Annotated in this window: 19 protein-coding genes and 1 pseudogene; 7 read left to right on the top strand and 13 right to left on the bottom strand. The window is 52.9% G+C overall.

Features of this window, described 5'->3' with window-relative positions:
• Nucleotides 1-2,055 (bottom strand): DNA helicase IV, encoded by a 2,055-nt coding sequence (gene helD / locus AC6I8X_RS07270; protein ID WP_497840801.1) that lies wholly within the window; start codon nucleotides 2,053-2,055, stop codon nucleotides 1-3.
• Between the two features lie 123 nt (nucleotides 2,056-2,178).
• Here helD and AC6I8X_RS07265 point away from each other — a divergent pair, with 123 nt between their 5' ends.
• Both AC6I8X_RS07265 and yccS read left to right on the top strand, forming a co-directional pair.
• Nucleotides 2,179-2,622 (top strand): YccF domain-containing protein, encoded by a 444-nt coding sequence (locus AC6I8X_RS07265; RefSeq protein ID WP_084873743.1) that lies wholly within the window; start codon nucleotides 2,179-2,181, stop codon nucleotides 2,620-2,622.
• A gap of 9 nt (nucleotides 2,623-2,631) precedes the next feature.
• The gene (gene yccS, locus AC6I8X_RS07260) at nucleotides 2,632-4,770 is read left to right on the top strand and encodes a YccS family putative transporter (RefSeq protein WP_313686992.1); all 2,139 of its coding nucleotides are present in this window, start codon (nucleotides 2,632-2,634) and stop codon (nucleotides 4,768-4,770) included.
• A 23-nt stretch (nucleotides 4,771-4,793) separates the two neighbouring features.
• Here the strand turns inward: yccS and AC6I8X_RS07255 are convergent, their stop codons facing one another.
• Nucleotides 4,794-5,393 (bottom strand): TfoX/Sxy family DNA transformation protein, encoded by a 600-nt coding sequence (locus tag AC6I8X_RS07255; protein WP_313686990.1) that lies wholly within the window; start codon nucleotides 5,391-5,393, stop codon nucleotides 4,794-4,796.
• A 222-nt stretch (nucleotides 5,394-5,615) separates the two neighbouring features.
• Here AC6I8X_RS07255 and sulA point away from each other — a divergent pair, with 222 nt between their 5' ends.
• Nucleotides 5,616-6,107: an SOS-induced cell division inhibitor SulA gene (gene sulA, locus AC6I8X_RS07250; protein ID WP_497840800.1), complete on the top strand. Its 492-nt coding sequence runs from the start codon at nucleotides 5,616-5,618 to the stop codon at nucleotides 6,105-6,107.
• Nucleotides 6,108-6,462: 355 nt separating this feature from the next.
• Nucleotides 6,463-7,530 (top strand): porin OmpA, encoded by a 1,068-nt coding sequence (gene ompA / locus AC6I8X_RS07245; RefSeq protein ID WP_313686987.1) that lies wholly within the window; start codon nucleotides 6,463-6,465, stop codon nucleotides 7,528-7,530.
• Nucleotides 7,531-7,594: 64 nt separating this feature from the next.
• Here ompA and matP read toward each other — a convergent pair whose 3' ends face one another.
• Nucleotides 7,595-8,062, bottom strand: coding sequence for a macrodomain Ter protein MatP (gene matP / locus AC6I8X_RS07240; protein WP_139810901.1), 468 nt, complete (start codon nucleotides 8,060-8,062; stop codon nucleotides 7,595-7,597).
• A gap of 53 nt (nucleotides 8,063-8,115) precedes the next feature.
• On the opposite strand from matP, the pseudogene AC6I8X_RS07235 reads away from it, so the two are divergent.
• Together AC6I8X_RS07235 and fabA are read left to right on the top strand one after the other, a co-directional pair.
• A pseudogene (locus AC6I8X_RS07235) lies at nucleotides 8,116-9,977 on the top strand (AAA family ATPase).
• Nucleotides 9,978-10,043: 66 nt separating this feature from the next.
• A complete protein-coding gene (fabA, locus tag AC6I8X_RS07230; protein WP_084873737.1) occupies nucleotides 10,044-10,562 on the top strand; it encodes a bifunctional 3-hydroxydecanoyl-ACP dehydratase/trans-2-decenoyl-ACP isomerase in 519 nt (172 codons plus the stop codon).
• Between the two features lie 150 nt (nucleotides 10,563-10,712).
• Here fabA and rmf read toward each other — a convergent pair whose 3' ends face one another.
• The 6 genes from rmf to rlmKL all read right to left on the bottom strand — a co-directional run bounded on the left by rmf (nucleotide 10,713) and on the right by rlmKL (nucleotide 18,674).
• Complete coding sequence (rmf, locus tag AC6I8X_RS07225; RefSeq protein ID WP_013508548.1) at nucleotides 10,713-10,880, bottom strand: ribosome modulation factor; 168 nt, start codon at nucleotides 10,878-10,880, stop codon at nucleotides 10,713-10,715.
• 278 nt (nucleotides 10,881-11,158) lie between these two features.
• Complete coding sequence (pqiC, locus tag AC6I8X_RS07220; RefSeq protein ID WP_299446046.1) at nucleotides 11,159-11,725, bottom strand: membrane integrity-associated transporter subunit PqiC; 567 nt, start codon at nucleotides 11,723-11,725, stop codon at nucleotides 11,159-11,161.
• Nucleotides 11,722-13,365, bottom strand: coding sequence for an intermembrane transport protein PqiB (gene pqiB, locus AC6I8X_RS07215; RefSeq protein ID WP_313687113.1), 1,644 nt, complete (start codon nucleotides 13,363-13,365; stop codon nucleotides 11,722-11,724). The genes pqiC and pqiB overlap by 4 nt, the downstream gene beginning before the upstream one ends.
• Nucleotides 13,337-14,620 carry a membrane integrity-associated transporter subunit PqiA gene (gene pqiA, locus AC6I8X_RS07210; protein WP_313687117.1) on the bottom strand — a complete coding sequence of 428 codons (1,284 nt, stop codon included), beginning with the start codon at nucleotides 14,618-14,620 and terminating at the stop codon, nucleotides 13,337-13,339. Before pqiA ends, pqiB begins: the two co-directional genes overlap by 29 nt.
• Before the next feature lie 17 nt (nucleotides 14,621-14,637).
• Nucleotides 14,638-16,554: an ABC transporter ATP-binding protein gene (locus tag AC6I8X_RS07205; RefSeq protein WP_497840799.1), complete on the bottom strand. Its 1,917-nt coding sequence runs from the start codon at nucleotides 16,552-16,554 to the stop codon at nucleotides 14,638-14,640.
• A gap of 5 nt (nucleotides 16,555-16,559) precedes the next feature.
• A complete protein-coding gene (gene rlmKL / locus AC6I8X_RS07200; protein WP_497840798.1) occupies nucleotides 16,560-18,674 on the bottom strand; it encodes a bifunctional 23S rRNA (guanine(2069)-N(7))-methyltransferase RlmK/23S rRNA (guanine(2445)-N(2))-methyltransferase RlmL in 2,115 nt (704 codons plus the stop codon).
• A 109-nt stretch (nucleotides 18,675-18,783) separates the two neighbouring features.
• On the opposite strand from rlmKL, the gene AC6I8X_RS07195 reads away from it, so the two are divergent.
• Complete coding sequence (locus AC6I8X_RS07195; protein ID WP_497840797.1) at nucleotides 18,784-19,893, top strand: YcbX family protein; 1,110 nt, start codon at nucleotides 18,784-18,786, stop codon at nucleotides 19,891-19,893.
• A gap of 4 nt (nucleotides 19,894-19,897) precedes the next feature.
• Here the strand turns inward: AC6I8X_RS07195 and AC6I8X_RS07190 are convergent, their stop codons facing one another.
• From AC6I8X_RS07190 to AC6I8X_RS07175, 4 genes are all read right to left on the bottom strand, one after another.
• Nucleotides 19,898-20,440: a cell division protein ZapC gene (locus tag AC6I8X_RS07190; protein ID WP_084873731.1), complete on the bottom strand. Its 543-nt coding sequence runs from the start codon at nucleotides 20,438-20,440 to the stop codon at nucleotides 19,898-19,900.
• Between the two features lie 154 nt (nucleotides 20,441-20,594).
• The gene (gene pyrD / locus AC6I8X_RS07185) at nucleotides 20,595-21,605 is read right to left on the bottom strand and encodes a quinone-dependent dihydroorotate dehydrogenase (protein ID WP_084873730.1); all 1,011 of its coding nucleotides are present in this window, start codon (nucleotides 21,603-21,605) and stop codon (nucleotides 20,595-20,597) included.
• 134 nt (nucleotides 21,606-21,739) lie between these two features.
• Complete coding sequence (locus AC6I8X_RS07180) at nucleotides 21,740-23,041, bottom strand: flippase (protein ID WP_299446067.1); 1,302 nt, start codon at nucleotides 23,039-23,041, stop codon at nucleotides 21,740-21,742.
• A gap of 58 nt (nucleotides 23,042-23,099) precedes the next feature.
• Nucleotides 23,100-24,107, bottom strand: a complete 1,008-nt coding sequence (locus AC6I8X_RS07175) for a glycosyltransferase family 2 protein (protein ID WP_299446070.1) — start codon at nucleotides 24,105-24,107, stop codon at nucleotides 23,100-23,102.
• Nucleotides 24,108-24,174: the final 67 nt, after the last annotated feature.

Here is a 24,174-nt window from a genome sequence, read left to right as displayed (position 1 = left end):
TCAGGCTTTCCGGTTCTGCGGCACCCCTAAATCGCGGAAATGCCCGACAAATACGGAAGGCCGGTCCTTATCGAACAGCAACCAAACCTGCTGACGCGCACGCGTCAGCGCCACGTAGGCTAATCGACGTTCTTCCGCATCCGGGAACGCCTCTGGTTGCGGTAACAACCCTTGTTCCATGATGGATTCCCGCGCCGCAGCCGGAAATCCATCACGCCCCTCATGCAATCCCAGCACGATAACATAGTCTGCCTGTTGCCCCTTGCTGGCGTGAATAGTCATAAAATCCAGTTGCAGTTTTGGCCAGCGGGTTTTGGCTTTATCCAGCAGCGCCGGACGTAAATGATGGTAACGTGCCAGCAGCAGGACGCGCTCCTCCGGTTTAACGTAACCGCTTAACTTATCGAGTAATGGTTCAAGTTGTTCCTGTGCCAGTAACGTAACCGACTTCTTATTCCCTTTGGTAAGACTATTCAGTGGTTTGCGCAGCTGATGTGGGTTTTGCTGCACAAAACGATTGGCAATTTCACCAATACGATCGTTAAAACGATATGTGGTATCCAGCACGCAGCGATCACCTTCGCCAAAATAATGATGGAAGGCCGTCGTGAGACTCATCTCCGCACCGCTAAAGCGATAAATGGCCTGCCAGTCATCCCCCACGGCAAACAGCGCCGTACGTTTGTTTTGCTGACGCAATGCGGTCAGCAATGCGGCACGTTGTGGAGAGATATCCTGAAATTCATCCACCAGAATATGCTTCCACGGGCTGATAAATCGCCCTTTATCCAGGATAGCAATCGCCTGATGGATCAAGCCGGAGAAATCGACAGCCCCCTCCTCTTTCAGCGCCGTTTTCCACACCTTCAGGATCGGAGCCATCAACTTAATACGTTTGCTAAATTGTTCGCGCTGTTCTTCCGGCACATCCGCAATCATCGCGGCCTGAGCACCGCCGTGCATCCGCATCAGTCCCAGCCAGCGTTCCAGACGAGAAGCCAGACGTTGCGCCAGTTTGTCATCCTGCCAGAACGCCCCTTCGGCAATGTCCCACTCCAGCTCGTCCTGGAGCCACTGACGCCAGCCGTTGGCCTGGGCTTTTTTACTGCTGCATTGTTCACGCCAGGCCTCAATCAGCAATTGACTGCGGGCTTTGCTGTCACTTTCCAGTTTGCTGATAACCGGCTGCTTATTGCTGCCCTCGCGAATAATATGCAACGCCAGCGCATGGAAGGTACGCGCCTGAATCGCGCTTTCACCGAGCCGCGCCTGAATGCGATCGTTCATCTCATCTGCCGCCTGACGACCAAAGGCCAGCAGCAAAATTTGTTCCGGCTGTGCCAGTTTGCGTCTTAATAACCAACCAGCACGCGCTACCAGCACCGAGGTTTTGCCACTGCCGGCACCCGCCAGCACCAGCAACGCATCTTCACCGTTAACCACGGCTTCGCATTGCGAAGGATTCAGTGGCGTCGTCTCAACCGTGGAAAAGAATTCCTGATACTCCTGAAGAATTTTTGCGGTCCATTCACGATTACGCTGACGAATGGCAGCGTCACCCTGCTCCAGCCATTGCTGGCAGAATTGCCACAATTCACGGCAATTTTCGAACTTTTCGAGACGGGATGTCGGCAAAGGTAGCGCGGAGAATTGCCGGGTGATATTTTCCTTCACCGCATTAAGCTCGCTGCGTTTCAACCAGCGGTCTTGTCCGGTAAAGGCAAAGATTTCCTGTTGTAAGTGGGTCAACACCTCAACACAAACCTCACTCATCTCCTGGCTCCAGCCTAGCCAGGCTTGTTGCAGGTAATGAAAAAAGCGCTGTGTTTCCTGCCACTCAGTGCCGTGCAATCGCACCACTTTGTCTTCAGGTAGCAAAAATTCCAGCTCGCCCCATACCAGTCCACGCTTACAAACAATATCTAATAACTGATTGAAAGGAATGAGGTATTCATGACGATCGCCGCTGACTTCAACTCCTGCAGCCAGCAGACGTACACGATTATAAGGGTGCTGTGCCAGACGTTTACCCATTGATGTTGCTTTTAGTTCCATGTCTGCACCGTCTTCAGGAATAGGATTATCGCGCAGTTTACCTGCCAGACCCTTGACGCTCCAGCCTTAAAACAGGCTAAACTTGGCGTCACATATTGCGGATTGCAAAAGGAAAATCGTGTTATGCGCACCGTGCTCAATATTCTCAACTTTGTACTGGGTGGCGTTTTTACCACCCTTAGCTGGCTGCTGGCGACCCTGATCAGCATCATACTTATCTTCACGCTGCCATTAACGCGTTCCTGCTGGGAGATAACCAAACTCTCACTGCTGCCATTTGGTAATGAAGCGGTGCACATTGATGTCCTGCGTCCAGACAGCAAAAACCAGGTGATGAACGCGGGTGGTACCTTTCTCAACATCTTCTGGCTGGTGTTTTTTGGCTGGTGGCTGTGCCTGATGCATATTTCTGCCGGTATCGTACAGTGCCTGACAATTATCGGTATTCCTGTTGGCATTGCCAATTTCAAGATTGCTGCCATCGCTTTGTGGCCGGTGGGACGTCGCGTAGTGTCGGTGGAAGAAGCTCAGGCAGCGCGGGAAGCCAATGCCCGCCGTCGTTACTAAGGCTGCACCATGATATATGATGCTTTACCTGGCTGGCGTCGTTATCTGTTTAACAGCAGCCTGCGTTACTTACTGCGTATTTTTTTCGCCCTTGCGGGGTGCGCCGCTGTACCCTGGTGGCTACAGCAGATTGAGTGGACGATCCCACTCACCCTGGGTGTCGTGGCGGCAGCACTGGCCGATCTCGACGATCGTCTGGCAGGACGCCTGCGTAATCTGCTGATTACCCTTATCTGTTTTTGTGTCGCTTCGGTATCCGTCGAATTGCTGTTCCCCTATCCCTGGGCCTTTGTCATCGGTCTGGCACTGTCAACCTGGGGATTTATTCTGCTGGGGGCGCTCGGACAGCGTTACGCCACCATCGCCTTCGGTGCCCTGCTTATTGCCGTCTATACCATGCTCGGCACGGGTCTGTTTCACCAATGGTGGATGCAGCCCTCCCTGCTGCTGCTGGGGGCCTTGTGGTACAACCTGCTGACCTTAATCGGCCATCTGATCTTCCCGGTACGCCCGGTTCAGGAACAGCTGGCAGCCAGTTTCTCCCAGCTGGCGCGCTACCTGGATGCCAAAGCCAGCCTCTTTGATCCCGATGGTGGTGAGCTGGATGATGCCGCCCTGATCGCCACTGCCATGGTGAACAGCCAACTGGTGGCCCAGCTAAACCTCACCAAAAGTACCATTCAAAGCCGATTGCGTGGCGATCGAGGCTCCCGCAGTACCAGGCGCAGCCTGCACTATTATTTTGTCGCCCAGGATATTCATGAACGCGCCAGCTCATCCCATCTGCAATATCATCAACTACGTGACGACTGGCGCTACAACGAAGTGCTGTTTCGGTTTCAGCGTTTGCTGAATATGCAGGCACACGCCTGTCGTCAGTTGGCTGAGAACATTTTATTGCGCCAGCCATGGCACCACGATACACACTTTGAACGCGCTTTTGAGCGGCTGGAAACCGCACTGGCACGCTTGCAGCAAAGCGCTCCTGATGAAGCCAATATCCGCGCCTTGTTCTGGCTGTTACGCAATTTGCGCGCCATGGACGCTCAACTGGCGTCGATTGAGTCAGAACAAAAGCTGGCACAACCCGCCGCATCAAGCGATGACAACCTTTCCAGCGATGAGTTAAGCGGCTGGGCGGATATCCGCTTGCGTATTAGCCGCCATCTCACACCGACTTCAGCGCTATTCCGACACGCAGTCAGAATGACACTGGTGTTATGCGTGGGCTATGGCTTTATTCAACTAACGGGCTTACACCGTGGCTACTGGATTCTGCTCACCAGCCTGTTCGTCTGCCAGCCGAACTACAATGCCACACGACGTCGCCTCGCACTGCGCATTGGTGGCACACTGGCGGGGATAGCCATCGGTTTGCCGGTATTGTGGCTGGTACCTTCAATAGAAGGACAGCTGATATTGATCGTCCTCAGTGGTGTGCTGTTTTTTGCCTTTCGGCAAATACAATATGCTCAGGCGACTCTGTTCATTACGCTGCTGGTGCTGCTGTGCTTCAATCTGCTGGGTGAAGGTTTTGAAGTCGCGCTGCCGCGTGTCATGGATACACTGCTGGGCTGTGGTCTGGCATGGCTGGCTGTAGCCTTCGTCTGGCCGGACTGGCGCTTCCGTCAGTTACCCGCCGTAGCCGAGCGCACCCTGAATGCCAACTGTCGCTACCTTGATGCCATTATGGAGCAATATCATCAGGGTAAAGATAACCGTCTGGCTTATCGCGTGGCTCGCCGCGATGCACACAACGCCGATGCAGAACTGGCCTCGGTGGTTTCCAATATGAGCAGCGAAGCCCGTTATCAGCAATCATTACGTGAAAATGCCTTTCGGCTGCTGTGCCTGAATCACTCCTTTCTCAGCTATATTTCGGCGCTCGGGGCGCATCGAGTCGGGCTGAGCGACCCGACGTTACTGGCTTTGCTGGATGATGCGGTATGCTTCGTTGAAGATGTTTTGCAAATTGAACGGGTCAGCGATGCTGAGGCCGCCCGGATGCAGCAAGACCTGCTCCATCGTCTGGCCGGAATGAAAGCCAGTCCGGAAACGCAGGCACCGTTAGTTTTACAACAGCTGGGATTACTCATCGCCCTGCTGCCGGAAATTGCGCGCCTGCGTCGCATCCTCGTAGCGGCTTAAAAACGAAACGCTCTGCTATGTCACTAGCGGAGCGTTTTTTGATACCACGCGCAAAGCTCTGCTCGCACCTCACTCGGCAGCGCTGCCTCATGATGTCCGGAAATCGCTCCCTGTAACGCCAGCAGTGTTTTCAGGCCAATATGCTTATTCACCGTCCGCAATTTTAGCCAACTCTGCTTCGCGCCGATTTCATACAAATGTTTTACCGAACAAATACCGACCTTATGCAGCAGCATCTCCATACGCATGCTGAGATTGGGTAAATCCTTTAACCGCAACGTGACATATTTGGTCTCAAGCTCATCGCGCGCCGCCCGTAAAGCGCTGGCTGACAACCGCATCAACCGTTCTGGCTCCTGCCAAAGCCACTTATCAACTTTGAAATAGTTCAGGACCACAGGTATCCCACGTTTGCGATAAACCAGCGGCTCCATAGGGCGTTCAACTGCATAATCCGTCACCGCTTCACAGGCACGTAAGTAGAGTGAATCGTCACTGATAAACGCAAAGACCACCTTTTCCACGGTAAGCGCATAGCCACCAAACTGCGTGCGAGATTCAACTTTTCCCAGTGCCGCCAGCCGCACTTTTGATTGCTCAACAACCGGATGAGTTTTTTTCATGCTGACACCTTCCTGAAGTCCTTTTACCAGAAAAATCCTAATAAATATCCATTTATTCATCGGGTTAGAAGATATGAAAAACGATCTGGCTGTTCAATGAATAAATGCAGCCAGAGCAAAAAATGTGCAGAATTTGCGAGACGTTTTCAGAAATTGAGGTTGATCTTTATCCAGGAAGTCATTACTGTATATTCATACAGTTCATTACTGAGTGATTAAATTATGCGTACTCAATTCTCTGGCACCGCTGATCGTTCTCACCGTTTTGCAACTTCAGGTGTAGCACAACCTACTCTGGGTGGCATTACAGAGCTGCGTTACAGTGAACAACCCGGCATGATGCAACTTATGCTGTTGCCAGTTCTGCAACAATTGAGCCTGCAATCACGCTGGCAGCTGTGGTTAACACCAGCACACAAACTGAATCGCCAGTGGATGCAGCAGTCAGGTTTGCCGCTGGAAAAGAGTATGCATATCACCAAAAGTGAACGTTACAGTACGGTAGAAAGTATGGTCAAAGCCCTGCGTACCGGAAACTATAGCGTGGTTCTGGCATGGATTCCGTACGAGCTTAATGATGAAGAGCGCTGGGAACTAAAACAGGCAGCAGCAGAAGGTGAAGCTTTGGGGCTGGTTATGCGTCCGCAAGGGTACGAAGCTGTTTTGTCGAGACAACCGTCTGCGCCAAAAATTCCCTCAGATTTGTTTCATTAAGTAAAATTAAGATTTTTCTCACAACGTTTTTTGCGGAAGTTAACGCTAAGCCACTGATTCTTGTCCAGCCAGCTTAGACAATGGCTTAGCCGTTTTTTTCATTTCTGATCACGAAGATTATGCCATGTCAATTGTTAAAATGTGTGTATAAACCCCTGTTTTTTTATCGCCTGGCGTCACATCATACTTGTAAGTTTCCAATCTCGTTGTAGACTTTACCTCGCCAGGGTGCTCAATAACCTCCGTTTTTTTCGGTAGAGTCATAAGCGAGCATGTTGACCCGGCGAAGGATTGGATTACAACCAAGAGCAAACATTTTTGCTCATTGCCTATTTGGATGATAACGAGGCGCAAAATGAAAAAGACAGCTATCGCAATTGCAGTGGCACTGGCTGGCTTCGCTACCGTAGCGCAGGCCGCTCCTAAAGATAACACCTGGTATACCGGTGCTAAACTGGGCTGGTCTCAGTACCACGACAAAGGTTACTACGGTAACGGTTACGTGAACAACGACGGTCCGACTCATCAGGATCAGCTGGGTGCAGGCGCATTCCTGGGCTACCAGGCTAACCCGTACCTGGGCTTCGAGCTGGGCTATGACTGGCTGGGCCGTATGCCTTATAAAGGCAACAACATCAATGGCGCATTCAAAGCACAAGGCGTTCAGCTGGCTGCTAAACTGAGCTACCCAATCACTGACGATCTGGACGTTTATACCCGTCTGGGCGGCATGGTATGGCGTGCTGATTCAACTCAGAACAACAACGGCGTTCGCATCAGCGATCACGACACCGGCGTTTCTCCGCTGGCTGCTGTTGGTGTTGAATACGCACTGACCCAAAACTGGGCTGCTCGTCTGGACTACCAGTGGGTTAACAACATCGGCGATGCTGGCACCGTTGGCGCACGCCCTGACAACAGCATGCTGAGCGTCGGTGTTTCTTACCGTTTCGGTCAGGATGAAGCTGCTGCCCCGGTTGTAGCTCCGGCTCCTGCCCCGGCTCCGGTTGTTGAAACCAAGCGTTTCACCCTGAAGTCTGACGTCCTGTTCAACTTCAACAAAGCTACCCTGAAACCAGAAGGTCAGCAGGCTCTGGATCAGCTGTACAGCCAGCTGAGCTCACTGGACCCGAAAGACGGTTCAGTCGTTGTTCTGGGCTTCACCGACCGTATCGGTTCAGAGCAGTACAACCAGAAACTGTCTGAGAAACGCGCTCAGTCTGTTGTCGATTACCTGGTTTCTAAAGGTATCCCGTCCAACAAGATCTCTGCACGTGGTATGGGCAAATCTAACCCGGTTACTGGCAACACCTGTGACAGCGTGAAAGGCCGCAATGCCCTGATCGACTGCCTGGCGCCGGACCGTCGCGTTGAAATCGACGTGAAAGGTATCAAAGACGTGGTAACTCAGCCGCAGGCTTAAGTTCACACGCGATAAAAACCCCGCCTCGGCGGGGTTTTTTATTGCTGTTTATCAGGAACGAAAGCTATTCGTTCTCTGCGCCATCTTTTCCCAGAATTGCCTGTAAATCCTGCTTCAGTGTAGACATCTGGCTGGCATACTTCTCTTTACGTTCTGCATCTTCAATCAGCTGCACAATAGTGTCAGAAAGGGTACTGCTACGACGTTGTGCTAACCCTGCCAGACGCTGCCACACCAGATATTCCAGGTCGATGGATTTCTTCCTGGTATGCTGATGTTCGGCATTAAAATGGCGTTTCCGACGTGCCCGGATGGTCTGCTTAAGACGATTATCCAGATCGGGATGAATATGCTGGGCAATCCATTCGTTGACCTCTACCGGGCTATTTTCCATCGACAGCAAGGCATCGACCGCGACCTGGGCTGCACTCAGTTCCAGATGACGGGTGATCAGCTCACCTTCCCGATGCTTTTTCACCAGGTATTTCCACTTCCATCCACTTTCAAGATTTTCGAGTTGCTGGTATTTCATCGGAATCTCATCGTGATCACGTAACAAACTAAGAATAACAGCTTTTTTCCCGGATGCAGCAAGGAAAAACATGTTGCAACCGTCACAATTCGGGCCGGAACTCCGCAGTGCTTAACCCGGTTGATTCCTGTATAATCGCGCTTTTCCCGAATCTGACGAATGGAATATTTTGACCAGCTCTCAACTCACGTGGCAAGCCCTGCAGCCGGATAGCACCCGCTACCAATCCATTTTCTCTGACGTCTCACTGGAAGATAGCGATAGTCTGGCCGCGGTCCAGCCGCGTCTGCTGAATGCGCTGGCGCATTTGCATCATCAGCAACAAGGATTACCACTGCTGTTGTTACGCAGCCAGGAAAATAACGATTATCTCGCCTGGATTGCCAGTGCTGCGCAGCGTTTCCAGCCAGAAACGACAACCCTTGCGGGGGGCGATTATCTGGTTATGGGCGACAATGTGAGTCTGCTGCCGCCGACTGACAACAGCCGACCTTTTACCAGCCAGGGCGGCGTGCATTATGCCGACTGGATTGAATTTGAACAGCTTTTCGGTTGCGTGCGTCAGTATAAAGATCGTGTGCAGCTGGAGCCGGGGTTATTGCATCGTGCTAACGGTGGCACACTTATTCTGAGCGTAACCACGCTGCTGGCACAGCCATTGATGTGGTTACGCCTGAAAAAAAGCGTCGAATCAGGCCGTTTTGACTGGTATTCGCAGGATGAGCGCCAGCCATTGCCAGTCGCTATTCCTCCTCTGCCCCTCCGGTTGCGCCTGATTCTTTGCGGCGAACGTGATGCACTGGCTGATTTTCAGGCGCTGGACACAGAAGCGCATGAGATGGCGCTTTACAGTGAGTTTGAAGAAAACCTCCAGGTGCTGGATGAAGAAGACATGACCTCCTGGTGCCAGTGGACACTAAACCTGGCACGTCAGGCCGGTCTGCCCGATCCGGAAGAGGACTTCTGGCCGCTGCTGATCAACGAGGCGGTACGCAACACTGGCGATCAGGATACGCTGCCACTTTGTCCACGCTGGCTGCGCCGCCAGATGCAGGAAGCGGCATTGCACGGTGACGCACTCAATGCCGAAGCGCTGAAAGACGCACTGGAAGCTCGTCAGTGGCGGGAAAGTTTCCTCGCCGACCGAATGCGTGATGAAATTCTGCTCAATCAGATCATGATCGAGACAGAAGGTGAAGCGGTAGGTCAGATCAATGGCCTTTCGGTCATTGAATTCCCGGGTCATCCGCGTCCCTGGGGCGAACCTTCCCGTATTACCTGTGTGGTGCATCCGGGTGATGGTGAATTCACCGATGTCGAACGCAAAGCAGAATTGGGTGGCAATATTCATGCGAAAGGCATGATGATCATGCAGGCCTATCTGATTGCAGAACTGGAACTGGAGCAACAGCTCCCCTTCTCTGCTTCACTGGTGTTTGAACAATCCTATTCTGAGGTTGATGGCGATAGTGCCTCTCTCGCCGAACTGTGCGCCCTGATCAGTGCACTGGCTAATCAGCCGCTGAATCAGCAGATCGCCGTTACGGGTTCTGTGGATCAGTTCGGCAATGTTCAGCCGGTCGGCGGTCTTAATGAGAAAATTGAAGGTTTCTTCAGCATTTGTCACGAACGCGGTCTCACCGGCCAACAGGGCGTAATTTTGCCCGCCAGCAACGTGCGCCACCTGAGCCTGAATACCGCGGTCGTTGAAGCGGTAGAACAGGGCCAGTTCCACATCTGGGCAATTGAGCGTGTCGATGAAGCCCTGCCATTGCTGACAGGCGTGGAGTGGCAAAGTGAGAGCGGTGATTCACTGCTAAGCACCATTCAGGAACGTATCGCTCTGCTTAACCAGCATGAAACACGTCAGCGTCCATGGCCATTACGTTGGCTTAACTGGTTTAACCACAGCTGATAGCATTGCCCAGCGTACAACTGTTCGCTAATATTCGGGCTTCACTAAATAAGGCTTATTGAGAACATGGTAGATAAACGCGAATCCTATAGCAAAGAAGACCTGGTTGCCTCAGGTCGCGGAGAACTGTTTGGCGAAAACGGACCGCCGCTTCCATCAGGCAATATGTTGATGATGGACCGCGTGGTCAAAATGACCGAAGACGGCGGTAAATACGACAAAGGCTTTGTCGAAGCCGAGCTGGATATCCGCCCCGACCTGTGGTTCTTTGATTGCCACTTCATCGGTGATCCGGTGATGCCGGGCTGTCTGGGTCTGGATGCTATGTGGCAGCTGGTTGGCTTCTATCTGGGCTGGCTGGGTGCTGAAGGTAAAGGCCGCGCACTGGGCGTGGGTGAAGTGAAATTCACCGGGCAGGTACTGCCGACAGCAAAAAAAGTGACTTACAAAATTCACTTCAAACGTGTCATCAACCGCAAACTGGTGATGGGCGTGGCTGATGGCGAAGTGTTTGTTGACGGCAACCTGATTTATGCTGCAACAGACCTGAAAGTGGGCCTCTTCAAAGACACCACCGCTTTTTAGTCCTCCTGACTTTCCCCTAAATACTTTGCGTTGCAGGAAGGCGGCAAGCGAGTAAAGCCAACGCCCATGCAACCTGAAGTATGACGGGGAAAACAAAAACCTCCGCACTAAGCGGAGGTTTGTTCCTTACTCGATGAACATCCGGCAGTGCTAGGCCACCGCCGACCTGTCCTCCATGGCCTGTCGCCAACCTCCCAACCAGTGAGACCGTGCGTCGATCATTTGGTACGGGCAAATCTCTTTTGAGCGTCCCGTAATGCCGGCCTGATAGCCACGTGAATGTGCTCGTTCCAGGCGGTCTCTTTTCTGTCTCTTCATACCTCGTTTCCCTCATTTCAGGTCTGGTGGAATCTGGTGGAAAGATAGAGTGGCGAATTAATGTTCAACCACTCTAACGTTCTAACTCCAGCGGCGTAAAAGATCAATGCGCAAAATTCACGCCAATGTCATAAATTTGACCTGAAACCGACATCACAAAACGAGGTAAATTTTCAGAAAAATCGCTTATCTGGCTGATTAGGCAATAAAAAAGTCCCTGATGTTTTTGCCACACGATGATGACAAATCAGGGACTTAGCATAAGCTTCGAACAAATCTTAATTTGGCGTGATCGCACTATTCGCAATTTGCTGAGCAACCTGCTGCCAGCCGAGCGCCAGTGTGCGCACCAGCGCATCGTAACCGTCTTCCGTTTGCGGCAACGTCAGATTAAAGCCGTGTTTGATAAGCCGTCCTTGATGTTGCAGCACCCATTCACCGCTCACAATCGCCTTGCCATCATAACGTCCCTGGAAACCGGTCACGTTCACCGTCAGGGTGTCGTGCGTTTCACCCAATGGCGTACCGGATACCAGCCGCCCTGGCAATGCGCGGCTCAGATTATTGATCAGCGTTTGCTGCAATTGCTGGTCGAGCGGACTGGCCCACAGATTATTAGCGGCAATAACGTATTTCACGTCGCTGGTCTGGTACACCAGACCATTACCCGCCAGATAATCCGGAACACTGACCTGCTGCACCCAAAGCATCGGTTGCCCACTGCTGGCATCGGTGCTGACAGGTGCCATACTGGCACCCGCAGGCAGTTGGTAGTAAGTGGTTTCAATAGTGCTGCTGCAACCTGCCAGCAGCAGCATCGCCCCAATCATCAGCCCTTTCTTCACTGTTTCGCCCTCTTCGGCTGTGGATCCTGGCCCGGTTTGGCTTCAAACACCAGCGCGTTGCTCTTGCTATTCAAGGTCTTCAGCACCGGCTGCAATTCACGCAGCACCTGGTCCAGTCGCTGCATATCGCCCACCAGCTTGTCATAGGCTGGCGATCCCGGCTGCAGCCCTTTCATGCTGCGGTTGAGTTCACGCAGCGTTTGCTGCATATCTGCTGGCAGCGTCTTCATCGCCGGACTGCCGGTGATCTGATTGAGGTTGTTGAGCGTTTTCTGCAGCTGCTGCAGCGTGCGCTGGCTCTCCTTCAGGGTGCCGGTTGCCTCATTGATCATCGGATTGAGCGGCAGGTTGTTGATCTTGTCGAGTGCTGCCAGCAGTTTCTGCTGAATCTGGCTCAGACCACCACTCACCGTCGGGATCACCTCAAGCCCTGCAACTTTGTCCGGTCCCTGGTATGGCGCAACGTTGTCGTAAAAATCCAGATCGACATACAACGCACCCGACAACAGGTTACCGGTTTTGAGGGTGGCACGCAGACCGCGCTTTTTCCCATCCTGCAAATGCTGTTCGATATTGAAATCACCACCAAGACGACTGATAAAGCGATCGGGTTCGATGCGGATCAGTACCGGTACACGATAATCCGTGTTCAGTGCCTGGTTAACACCTGGGATGGTATAAGGCACCTGCGCCACCGTACCGAGACGAATTCCCCGGAACTCCACCGGTGCACCGACTTGCAGGCCACGGATCGAATCGGTAAAGAACATCAGGAAGTCCATATGGTTGGTATACAGCGAATCCTGGATACTGCGCTGATCGTCAAACAGATGATATTCCGCTTTATTCTCTGCCGCCTGCCCCAGTTCCCAGCCATCCGGTACATCAAAGCTGACACCACCGCTGAATAGCGTCGTGAGTGACCCCATTTCCACACGCATACCCGAAGATGACATATCCACCGCAATCCCGCTGTCCTTCCAGAAACGGACATTGGTGGTGACCAGCCGGTCATAAGGCGCGGAGATAAATAGCTGATAGGTCATCATGCGTTTTTCCGTGTCGAAAGTGCTGGTTTCAACCGTACCAACACGATAACCACGGAACAGCACCGGGTCGCCCGGGTTAAGCTGCCCGGCTTTTTTGCTATCCAGCGTGACACGAATGCCTTTGGCATCCGGTGGTGCCAGCGGCGGTGCATCCAGCAGCTGATAATTTTCCGGCTTATCTCCCTTGGTACCCGGCTGTAGCTCGATATAAGCACCGGATAACAGGGTGCCGAGACCGGTAATCCCTTCCCGTCCAATCTGGGGTTTGACCACCCAGAAGACACTGTCGCCGTGCAACAGTTTGTCCATGCCTGAATTCAGCCGCGCTTTGATCTCCACATGATGCAGATCATCAGTCAGTACCGCGCTTTCCACCACGCCAACATCCACGCTGCGGCTCTTAATGGTGGTTTTACCCGCTTCGATACCTTCGGCATTTTCGGTAATCAGTGTGACTTCCGGCCCCTGATGACTGAAGTGATAAAAAAGAATCCATCCGCCGATTAACAGCGTGACAATGGGTACAATCCAGACCGGCGACCAGCGTTTAATCTGATCGACGTTAGCAATTCCCTGATGATTGTCCGTCAAGACGCGGCTCCTTACGTTCGGTTTTCCGTACACGATCCCAGGTCAGACGCGGATCAAAAGCCAGCGCTGCAAACATGGTGAGAATCACCACCATGGCAAATAACAGCGCGCCTGGCGCCGGGTAAACACTCATCAACCGCCCCATCCGCACCAGTGCAGAGAGAACAGCGATAACAAACACATCAATCATTGACCAGCGGCCAACAAACTCCACCACCTCATAAACCAAGTGCATCTTCTCGCTATCATGCTGCCCGCGTCCACTGGCATCCCAGCACAGCCAGCCAATCGCCAGCATTTTGAGCGAGGGCACCATGATACTGGCGATAAAAATCACCAATGCCACCGGCCATGATCCGTCACTCCACAGCAAAATCACCCCTGCCATGATGTTGGAGGGATACGCCGTGCCCAGCGTCTCCGTCACCATGATCGGCATAATATTTGATGGGAGGTACAACATCAGAGAGGTCACCAGCAACGCCAGCGTCCATTGCAGGCTGTGAGGCCGTCGGGCGTGAGCCACCACACCACAACGGCTGCACGCCTTACGCTCGATGGGCATGATGGCGGTACAACATGGACAGCGGCGCATCCCTTGCTGTATACCGCTGATACCCGCCTTTGGCGCGTGTGGTAAAGCAGGCAATGGCGCAATGCGCTGCCATACCCAGCGGCGGTCCACACACTGGAAGGCACGCAATTGCAGCACACAAAACAGGCACCACGCCCAGAAGCTGCTGCCGAGACCAACCTCGCCATAGGCCATCAGTTTGACAAAACTGACCAGAACGCCTGCCATGAAGATTTCCGCCATGCCCCAGTTACGTAACTGGAACAAAATGCGCGCCAGCACCAATCGCAGATGGTGTGGCATTCTGACCTTATTCACCAACAGAATGATGATCACCATGCAAAATGCCGGAATGCCCTGCACAAACAGCAGGAACAGGGTGGCGAGGCTGCTATAGTCCTCGCGCACCATGACATTCGGAATTTCCGGCAGTGAGATCTCACTGCTCAGGCCTGCAACGTGCATATTGACGAAAGGAAACAGATTGGCCAGCACCAGCATAAACAAAGCTGCGATCGCATAACCGGTAGGCCGCTTACGCGGCTCATGCCAGTTCGCCGTTAATGTGGTGTGGCAGCGCGGGCAACGCGCCCGGCTGCCGACCGGCACAACTGGCAGTTTTACCGTTAAATCGCACTGTGGACAGAGTATCCACGACTGCGCATCATCCGCTGCACACATGCCGGTTTCCTTCTGCATTAAGCGCCGTTTTTCAGCGCTTCCAGTTCTTCCCAGCGTTCAAACGCCGTTTCCAGTTCCTGCTCGGTCTGCGCCAGCGCATCCAGCACCGGCTGCGTTTTGTCATGTGGCTGGCTGAAGAAATCCGGATGACTCATCTGTGCCTGCAACTCGCCAATACGCGTTTCCAGCTGTTCCAGTTTTTGCGGCAACTGCTCCAGCTCACGCGTCAGGTTATAGCTTAGCTTGCCTGAACCCCGTTTGTTGGCATCATTTTTCTCAGCCGTTTTTTCAGCGCTGGCGCTGGTTTTCGCCGCCGACGTGGTTTTGAGCTGCTTATACGCCGCACGCTGTTGCTGGGCATCATGATAACCGCCCACAAAGGCACCAATCTCACCGTTACCTTCAAAGATCCAGCATTCGGTGACGGTATTATCCACGAACTGACGATCGTGGCTGACCAGTAGCACGGTGCCCTGATAGCCGTCAATCAACTCTTCCAGCAACTCCAGCGTTTCCACATCGAGGTCGTTGGTCGGTTCATCGAGAATCATCAGGTTGCTGGGCTTGAGGAACAGGCGTGCCAGCAGCAGGCGGTTACGCTCACCGCCCGACAGCGCACGCACCGGCGTCATCGCACGTTTCGGGTGGAACAGGAAGTCCTGCAAATAGCCCAGCACATGGCGCGGCTTACCGTTCACCAGCACTTCCTGCTTACCTTCAGCCAGGTTATCCATCACGGTACGGTCCGGATCGAGTTCTGCGCGATGCTGGTCGAAGTACGCCACTTCCAGCTTGGTACCGGAATGCACACGGCCGCTGTCTGCCTTCAGCTGTTGCAGCATCAGGCGCAGCAGCGTGGTTTTCCCGCAGCCATTAGTGCCAATCAGCGCAATCTTGTCACCACGCTGCACCTGCGAAGAAAAATCCTTCACCAGCACTTTGCCATCGACGGCGTAGTCAACATTTTCCAGCTCAAAAACGATTTTGCCGGAGCGCGAAGCTTCACCCACCTGCATATTGGCTTTGCCCATCACCTCACGGCGTTCAGAACGCTCACGACGCAGCGCTTTCAGGGCGCGAACACGGCCTTCGTTGCGGGTACGACGCGCTTTGATACCCTGGCGAATCCACACTTCTTCCTGCGCCAGTTTGCGGTCGAACTCGGCATTTTGCAGTTCTTCTACACGCAGCGCTTCTTCTTTGCCCAGCAGATACTGATCGTAATCCCCCGGCCACGAGACCAGCTTGCCACGGTCGAGATCGACAATGCGCGTCGCCATATTGCGAATAAAGGAGCGGTCATGCGAAATAAACACGATGCTGCCGGTAAAGGTTTTGAGGAAAGTTTCCAGCCAGTCGATGGTTTCAATATCGAGGTGGTTGGTTGGTTCATCCAGCATCAGCACACGCGGATTGCTGACCAGCGCGCGACCCAGCGCCGCTTTACGCAGCCAGCCGCCCGACAGCGACGACAACTCGGTATCGGCCTGCAAACCAATTTTTTCCAGCACATCATTGATGCGGCTTTCAAGCTGCCACAGATTCTGGTGATCAAGAATGGCCTGCAGGCGCGCCATTTCGTTGAGATTTTTCTCGCTGGGATCTTCCATCACCACATGGGAAATGGCGTGGTAAGCCTTCAGATGCTCGGCCTGTTCTTCCACACCTTCTGCAACAAAGTCATACACCGAGCCGGTAATATTGCGTGGCGGATCCTGTTGCAGACGCGCCACGACCAGGTCGGTTTCATAAATAATGCGGCCATCATCCAGCGGTTGTTCACCGTTAATGATTTTCATCAGCGTGGATTTACCGGCACCGTTGCGCCCCACCAGACAGACGCGCTCGCCTTCTTCAATATGCAGTTCGGTATTATCCAACAGCGGCGCATCGCTGAACGACAGATAAGCGCCATGGATACTGATCAGTGACATAAAACTTATTCCTTACCGGCGTGGCTAACCAGCCAGCAGTTGTGAATGTGACGGTTGCGGGCAAAATCCTGCGACTGGGTTTTCTGGGTGATATCCTGCGCCTGTAAGCCCAGGCGCTGCAACCCGTCGAGATCCATTTTGAAGCCGCGCTTGTTGTTAGAAAACATAATGGTACCGCCGCGACGCAGCAGACGCTTCAGGTTCTGCATCAGCATCAAATGATCGCGCTGCACGTCAAAATCGTCTTCCATCCGTTTCGAGTTGGAGAACGTGGGCGGATCAATAAAGATCAGATCGAACTGTTCATCGCTTTCGCGCAGCCAGCTCAGGCAATCCGCCTGCATCAGGCGATGCTGACGCCCCGTCAGGCCGTTGAGACGCAAATTGCGCTCTGCCCACTCCAGGTAGGTACGGGACATATCCACCGTGGTGGTGGATTTCGCGCCACCCAGACCGGCATGCACACTGGCGCTGCCGGTGTAAGAAAACAGATTGAGGAAATCTTTACCCTGGCTCATTTTACCCAGCATCTGACGTGCGATGCGGTGATCGAGGAACAGGCCGGTGTCGAGATAATCCGTCAGGTTAACCAGGAAGCGCGCGTTAAATTCCTGAACTTCAAAGAAATCACCCTTCTCGCCCAGTTTCTGATACTGGTTTTTGCCTTTCTGACGTTCGCGGGTTTTCAGCACCAGACGATTCGCCGGGATCTCCAGCACGCTGAGCGTGGCGCTGATCACATCAAACAAACGCTGACGCGCTTTGCTCGCATCAACGGTTTTCGGCGGCGCATATTCCTGAATCACCACCCAATCACCGTAGCGATCCACTGCAACGTTATATTCCGGCAGGTCGGCATCGTACAGGCGATAGCAATCAATATTTGACTGACGCGCCCACTTCTCCAGCTTTTTCACATTCTTACGCAGGCGGTTGGCATAATCATCAGCAATCTGTGCCGAACTTTCACCACTGCTGGCCGCCAGCTGATAATTTTTCTGCACGCATTCCAGCGGACCGTTTTTCGCTTTGAACTGGCGATCGGCACGCAATGACAGGCAACTCAGCAGTTCTGGCGAGGCACTGAACAATGACAGGTTCCAGCCACCAAATTGCTGCTTCATGATGCGGCCCAGCTGGCTGTGCAGCGCAATCAGCGCAGGCTCGCTTTCCAGACGCTCGCCATAGGGCGGGTTGCTCAGCACCGTGCCGGTCACTTCGCCTGACAGCGGATTATGCAGCTTCAGCACGTCCTGCTGGGCAAAGGTAAAGAGATCGGCCACACCGGCGCGGCGCGCATTGGCTCGCGCCCACTCCAGCACGCGGCCGTCGTTATCGTAGCCAAAGAAACGGGCACTGGTCGCTTCCGTTCCCAGACGCGCACGTTGCATCGCTTCGCTACGCAGTTCCTGCCACAGCGTTTGATTGTGTTTTTTCCAGCGGTTAAAACCCCAGCGTGAACGCAGCAGGCCCGGCGCGCGATCGCAGGCGATCAACGCCGCTTCAATCAGCAACGTACCGGAACCGCACATCGGGTCGATAAGCGGGGTGCCGTTTTGCCAGCCAGAACGCAGCACAATCGCCGCCGCCAGATTCTCTTTCAGCGGAGCCTGCCCGGTTTGCTGGCGATAACCACGCTGGTGCAGGGCATCGCCACTCAGATCCAGTGCGATGCTGACGCGATCTTTGTTCAGCCAGGCGTTGATACGAATCCCTGGCTGCTCACGATCAACATTCGGACGCGGCAAATTCTGGCGGGTAAAACTGTCCACGATGGCATCTTTGATACGCAACGCGCCAAACTGACTATTACGGATCACCTCGTTGGTGCCGCTAAAATGAATGGCGAAGCTGGTATCGCTGTCAAAGATGTCGCACCACGGAATGCTCTGGGCGCCGACGTAAAGATCGAGATCGCTCCAGACGCCGAATTCTCCCAGCGGCAGTAAAATACGTGAAGCCAGGCGGCTCCACAGCAGGCTTTGGTACATCACGCGGTCGTCGGCCTCAAAATGGACACCGCCCTGCACCACCTGCAAATCCTGCGCACCCAGCGCGTCCAGCTCAGTTTTAAGCAGTTCTTCAAGCCCGCGCGCCGTACTGGCAAACAGAGAATTCATATCGTCACTTCTACTCCTGATAAAATTGTTGCGCATTATAGCGAATCAGCGTCCTATGTCATAAAGTTAGCTTCTTTTTGTCCAGCATGACGGCTTTCAGGGAGTGGTGATGATTACGTTGTCCCGTCTGTTTATCCATCCGGTAAAATCAATGCGCGGTTTGCAACTGTCGCATGCCCAGGTAATGGAGAGTGGCCTGGCATTTGACCGCATCTTTATGGTTACCGAAACCGATGGCACCTTCATCACTGCCCGGCAGTATCCGGAAATGGTGCGTTTTACCCCAGCGCTGCTGCCCGATGGCCTGTTTTTGCAGGCACCGGACGGTAGCCAGGCGTTAATCCGCTTTGCTGATTTTGCTGCCGTTGATGCCCCTACTGAAGTCTGGGGTAACCATTTCACCTCACGCATCGCTCCGGCAGAGATCAACCAATGGCTGAGTGGCTTTTTCCCTCGCCCGGTCCAATTGCGCTGGACCGGATCGCAGCCGACCCGCCGGGTAAAACGCTTTGATCAGGTGCCGCTCAGTTTTGCGGATGGTTTCCCTTATCTGCTGGTCAATATGGCTTCATTGCAGGATCTGCAACAACGTTGCCCGGCCAGCGTTCGTGTCGAACAGTTCCGCCCTAACCTGGTGGTCAGCGGCGCGCAGGCGTGGGAAGAAGACAGCTGGAAAAAGTTAACCATTGGCGATATCACTTTTGAGATGCCGAAGCCCTGCAGCCGCTGCGTGTTTACTACCGTCGGCACCGAAAGCGGGCAGAAACATCCCCAGGGTGAACCGCTGGCCACGCTGCAACGCTTCCGTAGCGCCCAGGATGGCAGCGGTGATATCGATTTTGGTCTGAATTTGATCGCGCTGAACAGTGGCGTGATCCGCGTTGGCGATCAGGTCACCATCATTGAAAAACAGCCCGCGCGCCGCTACGGTGCCGGTCAGGTAGTGGAAACCCTGGACCCTGTCACCAGCGATCTGAGCAACGTCACCATTGGCTATCAGGGCACCGAATTTACCGGAGATAATCAGCAGGTACTGCTGGAACAGCTTGAAATGCAGGGTTTTCGCATTCCCTACTCCTGCCGCGCCGGTATCTGTGGCAGCTGTAAAATGACGCTGGTAGCGGGTGAAGTGAAAGCCTTAAAGAAAAGCGCAGTGCGTCAGGATGGCACCATCCTGAGCTGTAGTTGTATTCCGGCTGGCGATATCGAGCTGGCGTAACGCGTCACACCGCCCGGGCAAACTGGGCGGAAGATTCGGGCTTACAAGGTTGCAGACGATCATTCATCACTTTGATCGCATCCCCCAGCACCATGCCTTTACCGGCTACGGTCAGCGCATGTTGTGCCAGCAAACAAAGCGCGGCATTTTCTCCGCTTTCCACCACCAGCAATTGCGCCTGTTCGCCGCTGTCTGCCAGGGTCACTGCCACCATATCGCCTGCGACGGGTTGCCAGCTGTGGGCATGGCTGGTGAAGTGCCAGCTTTTCGGCATCAGTGGTTTCAGAAAACGGCTGGCGACCAGCGCATTTAATACCAGCTCGGCGCGATGGTCGCTTTTTAATCCACTCTGACGACAACGTTCTTCAAAGGTAAAATAAAGCGCGGCGTCATCAACGCAAAAACCGCTTTCATTAAAGGCATCCGGGGTCAGCATTTTGCGTGAGAAGCGCGAGCGAAATAACATGCCATCGGCCAGATCAAGCATCATCCGGTCATGCTCCGCGTCAAAATACCAACGCCAGTTGTCATCGGGTTTGATTTTCATGATGTGCCCTGTGGTTCATCGCTGCGCAAAATTACGCTTCACAGCTAAAGGAAAATAACGCTAAGGAAAAAGCTGAAAAACACACCAGCAGGACAAAATATAAACGAGCCAGAGGGATAAATAAACCCCCTGGCGCGGGAATGTGGGAAATGTCTTAGAGATGGGTCACGATATCTTTAATTAAGCCAGGACCTTTATATATAAATCCGGAGTATATCTGGACCAGTGTGGCACCTGCGGCAATTTTTTCCCTTGCCGCCACCAGCGAATCAATACCACCCACACCAATAATGGGCAGACGTCCCTGCAACTCCTGTGACAGGCGGCGGATGATTTCGGTGCTGCGATTCTGCACCGGACGACCACTTAAACCACCGGCTTCTTCACCGTATTTCAGGCCGCTGACCAGTGAACGGTCGAGGGTGGTGTTGGTCGCAATCACACCATCAATTTCGTGGCGAACTAAACTGTCAGCAATCTGGATCAACTCTTCTTCAGAAAGATCCGGCGCGATCTTCACCGCCACGGGAACATATTTAAGATGCCGTTCCTGCAACTCTTTTTGTTTTAATTTGATGGCTGCCAGTAGATCATCCAGCGCTTCACCATATTGCAGCGTGCGTAATCCTGGGGTGTTAGGTGAAGAAATATTGATGGCAATATAACCCGCGTGGGCATACACCTTTTCCATGCAGGTCAGATAATCATCTTTCCCCTGCTCGACCGGCGTATCTTTATTTTTGCCAATATTGATACCAAGAATTCCTTTAAAACGCGCCTTTTTAACGTTCTCAACCAGGTAATCGACACCCTGATTATTAAATCCCATACGGTTGATAATCCCTTCCGCTTCCACCAGGCGGAACATACGCGGCTTATCATTACCGGGTTGCGGGCGCGGTGTGACGGTACCCACTTCGACAAAACCAAAACCCATCGCACCAAAGGCATTAATGCATTCTGCATTTTTGTCGAGGCCGGCTGCCAGTCCAAGGGCATTGGGAAACGTCAGCCCCATGCAGTTAACCGGACGCGCGGGTAAAGACTGGCGGATAAACCCTTCCAGCGGGGTGCCGCTGATAAAACGCAGTTGATGCAAGGTGAGTTCGTGCGCACGCTCTGGATCGAGCTTAAACAGCGCCGGCCGGACGATAGGATATAACATGCACTCTCCTGAATGGCGGAAGCTTCGTGAAAGTCGGGGTGCACGGGAAATTGTGCGCCAGAATGGTAATGGCCTCTGGCACAAAAGTAAATTGCAGCGCGAGGAAACGCAGGTCGAATTGACCTGCATCATCATTAGCTTGCGGCGTCTTTAATCGGTGTGGTGGTAGCAGAGGGATTACGCAGATACTCACGCAGAATCCCGTGGCGAGCCATCACCCAGAAAATCCCGACGCAGACGAGGAACTCGGCAATCACCATCGACCATGCCGCGCCGATGGCACCGTATTTCCACGCCAGAAAGGCACAGACTGGAATATTGATGACACCCGGGCCGAGCATCACCAGCATACGCTGACGCGCCAGGCCATGGGGGATCAACACCTGTAATCCTGCCGGGTAAGCAATGTTGCCAAACAGGAAACACAACACAAACACACGCAGCACGTCAGCCGAGGCAACAAATTCCGGGCCGAGCAGAATACGGACCACTTCATCAGCGAAGAAATACGTGAAGATCACAATACCGAAGCTGAGCAGAAACGAGATCAGCAAACTTTTGCGTGTCGCCGCGATGGCTGCTGCCTTGTCACGCGCAAACAAATAACTGACGCGTGGAAAAAACGCGTTGCCAATCTGTTCCGGCACCGAGTTGGCTGCCTTACGCAGGCGATCGGCCCCGTTATAGATCCCGATGGCATAATGCGAGGTAAAGGCGGCCAGAATCACCACGTTGACGCTGTTAAATAAATTCGCACCGGCGATGGCGATAAAGACGTGCACGCTGTCTTTCAGGCGCTGCATGATTTCACTGGGTTCGAAGCGGTAGCGACCAATCACCTTCATCTTCAGTACAAACCGCAGGGTAATCAGCGCGCTGATAATCGACACCACACCCGGAATCATCGCCGCCAGCCAGGTATCGTTCGGGGTTTTCACCAGCAGAAACGTCAGCGGGATGGCGCAGAAATTGCCAAAGGTGGCAATCACCGCCGTTTTACCGAGCTTCTCAAAGCCCTGCATCAGCCAGCCAAAGGAGAACAACGACCCCAGTAGCGTGGTGCAGTTCGCCAGAACTATCCAGAACAGGAAATGCCAGGACGGATTTAACCAGGTAGCGAGTAACAGCACGCCGCTGGTTGAAAGCATCAACATCAATTTTGCATTGAAAGTTGACCAGAATATCTGCGTCACCCGGACTTTATCCTCACGATGGTGAGCAATGTCCTTGGTGGTATAAACGTTAAAACCCCAGTCTGAAATGGTACTGCAATAAAGCACGCAGGCGATGGCCAGCGCCAGCACCCCCATTTGATTGACGCCGAGTATTCGCGCCAGATAGGGTAAGGTAACTAAAGGAAAGAGAAATGACGCTCCCCGATAGGCCAGCAAAGATAAAATATTAATTACTAAACTCTTATCGAGTGTTTTTGCCATGACGCAACAACCTTAATGCTCATACAAGTAATGACTTTCGCACTTATCCCTGGTGCAATCAAACCACCGGAACACTTTTCGGAATAAGGCTGTTTTTCTTCAGCTCTTTAATCACTTTGTAATTTTGCAGACGGATAAACAGTTCCGGATGATTCAACAGCAACCACTCTTTAAAACCGGCTGGTTTGATTTCACGGCCAAGAAAACGAATAGCATTAATCACGTAATAAGGTACTGGCGTGCGGTTATAAAGCGAAAGGTAAATCATCAGGCGGAAAGAATGTAACAAATATTCTTTTTGTAACTGATTGCGCCGGTTATTTTTTTCAAGTGACGTCATTAAATCGTGATACGCCTGCATAAAAGCATGGTAACGCTGCAGAAAATAATCACTATTTTTATGTCCATGGGTTAATGACCCCTGACGGACGCGTTGCTGATAATAACTTTTCTCACTGACCCAGGCATGGCGACTTTTCAGAAAAGCGCCAAGGCTGAAACAGTGATCTTCATGCACCCGGTGCTGGAAGCGCAGCTGATATTTATCGATAACCGAACGTTTCAGCAGGTAGTTCCACGCCGCTGAGGTATAGGTACCATTGCGTAATAAAGAGGAAAACACCTCGGATGCGGGTTGCAGCCCCGTCAGCTCATGTTTCACTTTTGCTGAGACGCGGTGTGGCAGGTCATGATCGAACGCCACTGAATTAAAACAGAACAACTCTACCTGCGGATGCGTTTGCACTACCTGCTGTAATTCGCTGACCAACCCCGGCGCCACGCGATCATCCGGGTCACAGAAAAACAGAAACTCCCCCTGCGCCAGCTCAATACCTTTATCACGCGCTAACCCCGCCCCGCCGTTGGGCACGGTAATAATCTGTACCTGTGGCAGGTTGGCATAATGCTGGTTAAGAAGATGCAGCGTATCATCGGTAGAACTGTCGTTAACGATAATGATTTCATTAGGCGCGGATATTTGCTGCAACAGAGAATCCACACATTCAACAATATATTTTTCTACGTTATAAGTCGGGATGATAACGGAAAGTAGTTTCTCTGACATAAGCACTCTCTTTTTTAACAACCTGGTAAAAAGAAAAACAGCAATCACATCCATGTGCGCCAGAACG

The sequence above is a fragment of the Pantoea sp. X-Soil-TKNS-1280 genome (assembly GCF_059730475.1).
Note: the sequence above shows the minus strand (reverse complement) of the source record. Positions and strands in the feature narration are given on the sequence as shown.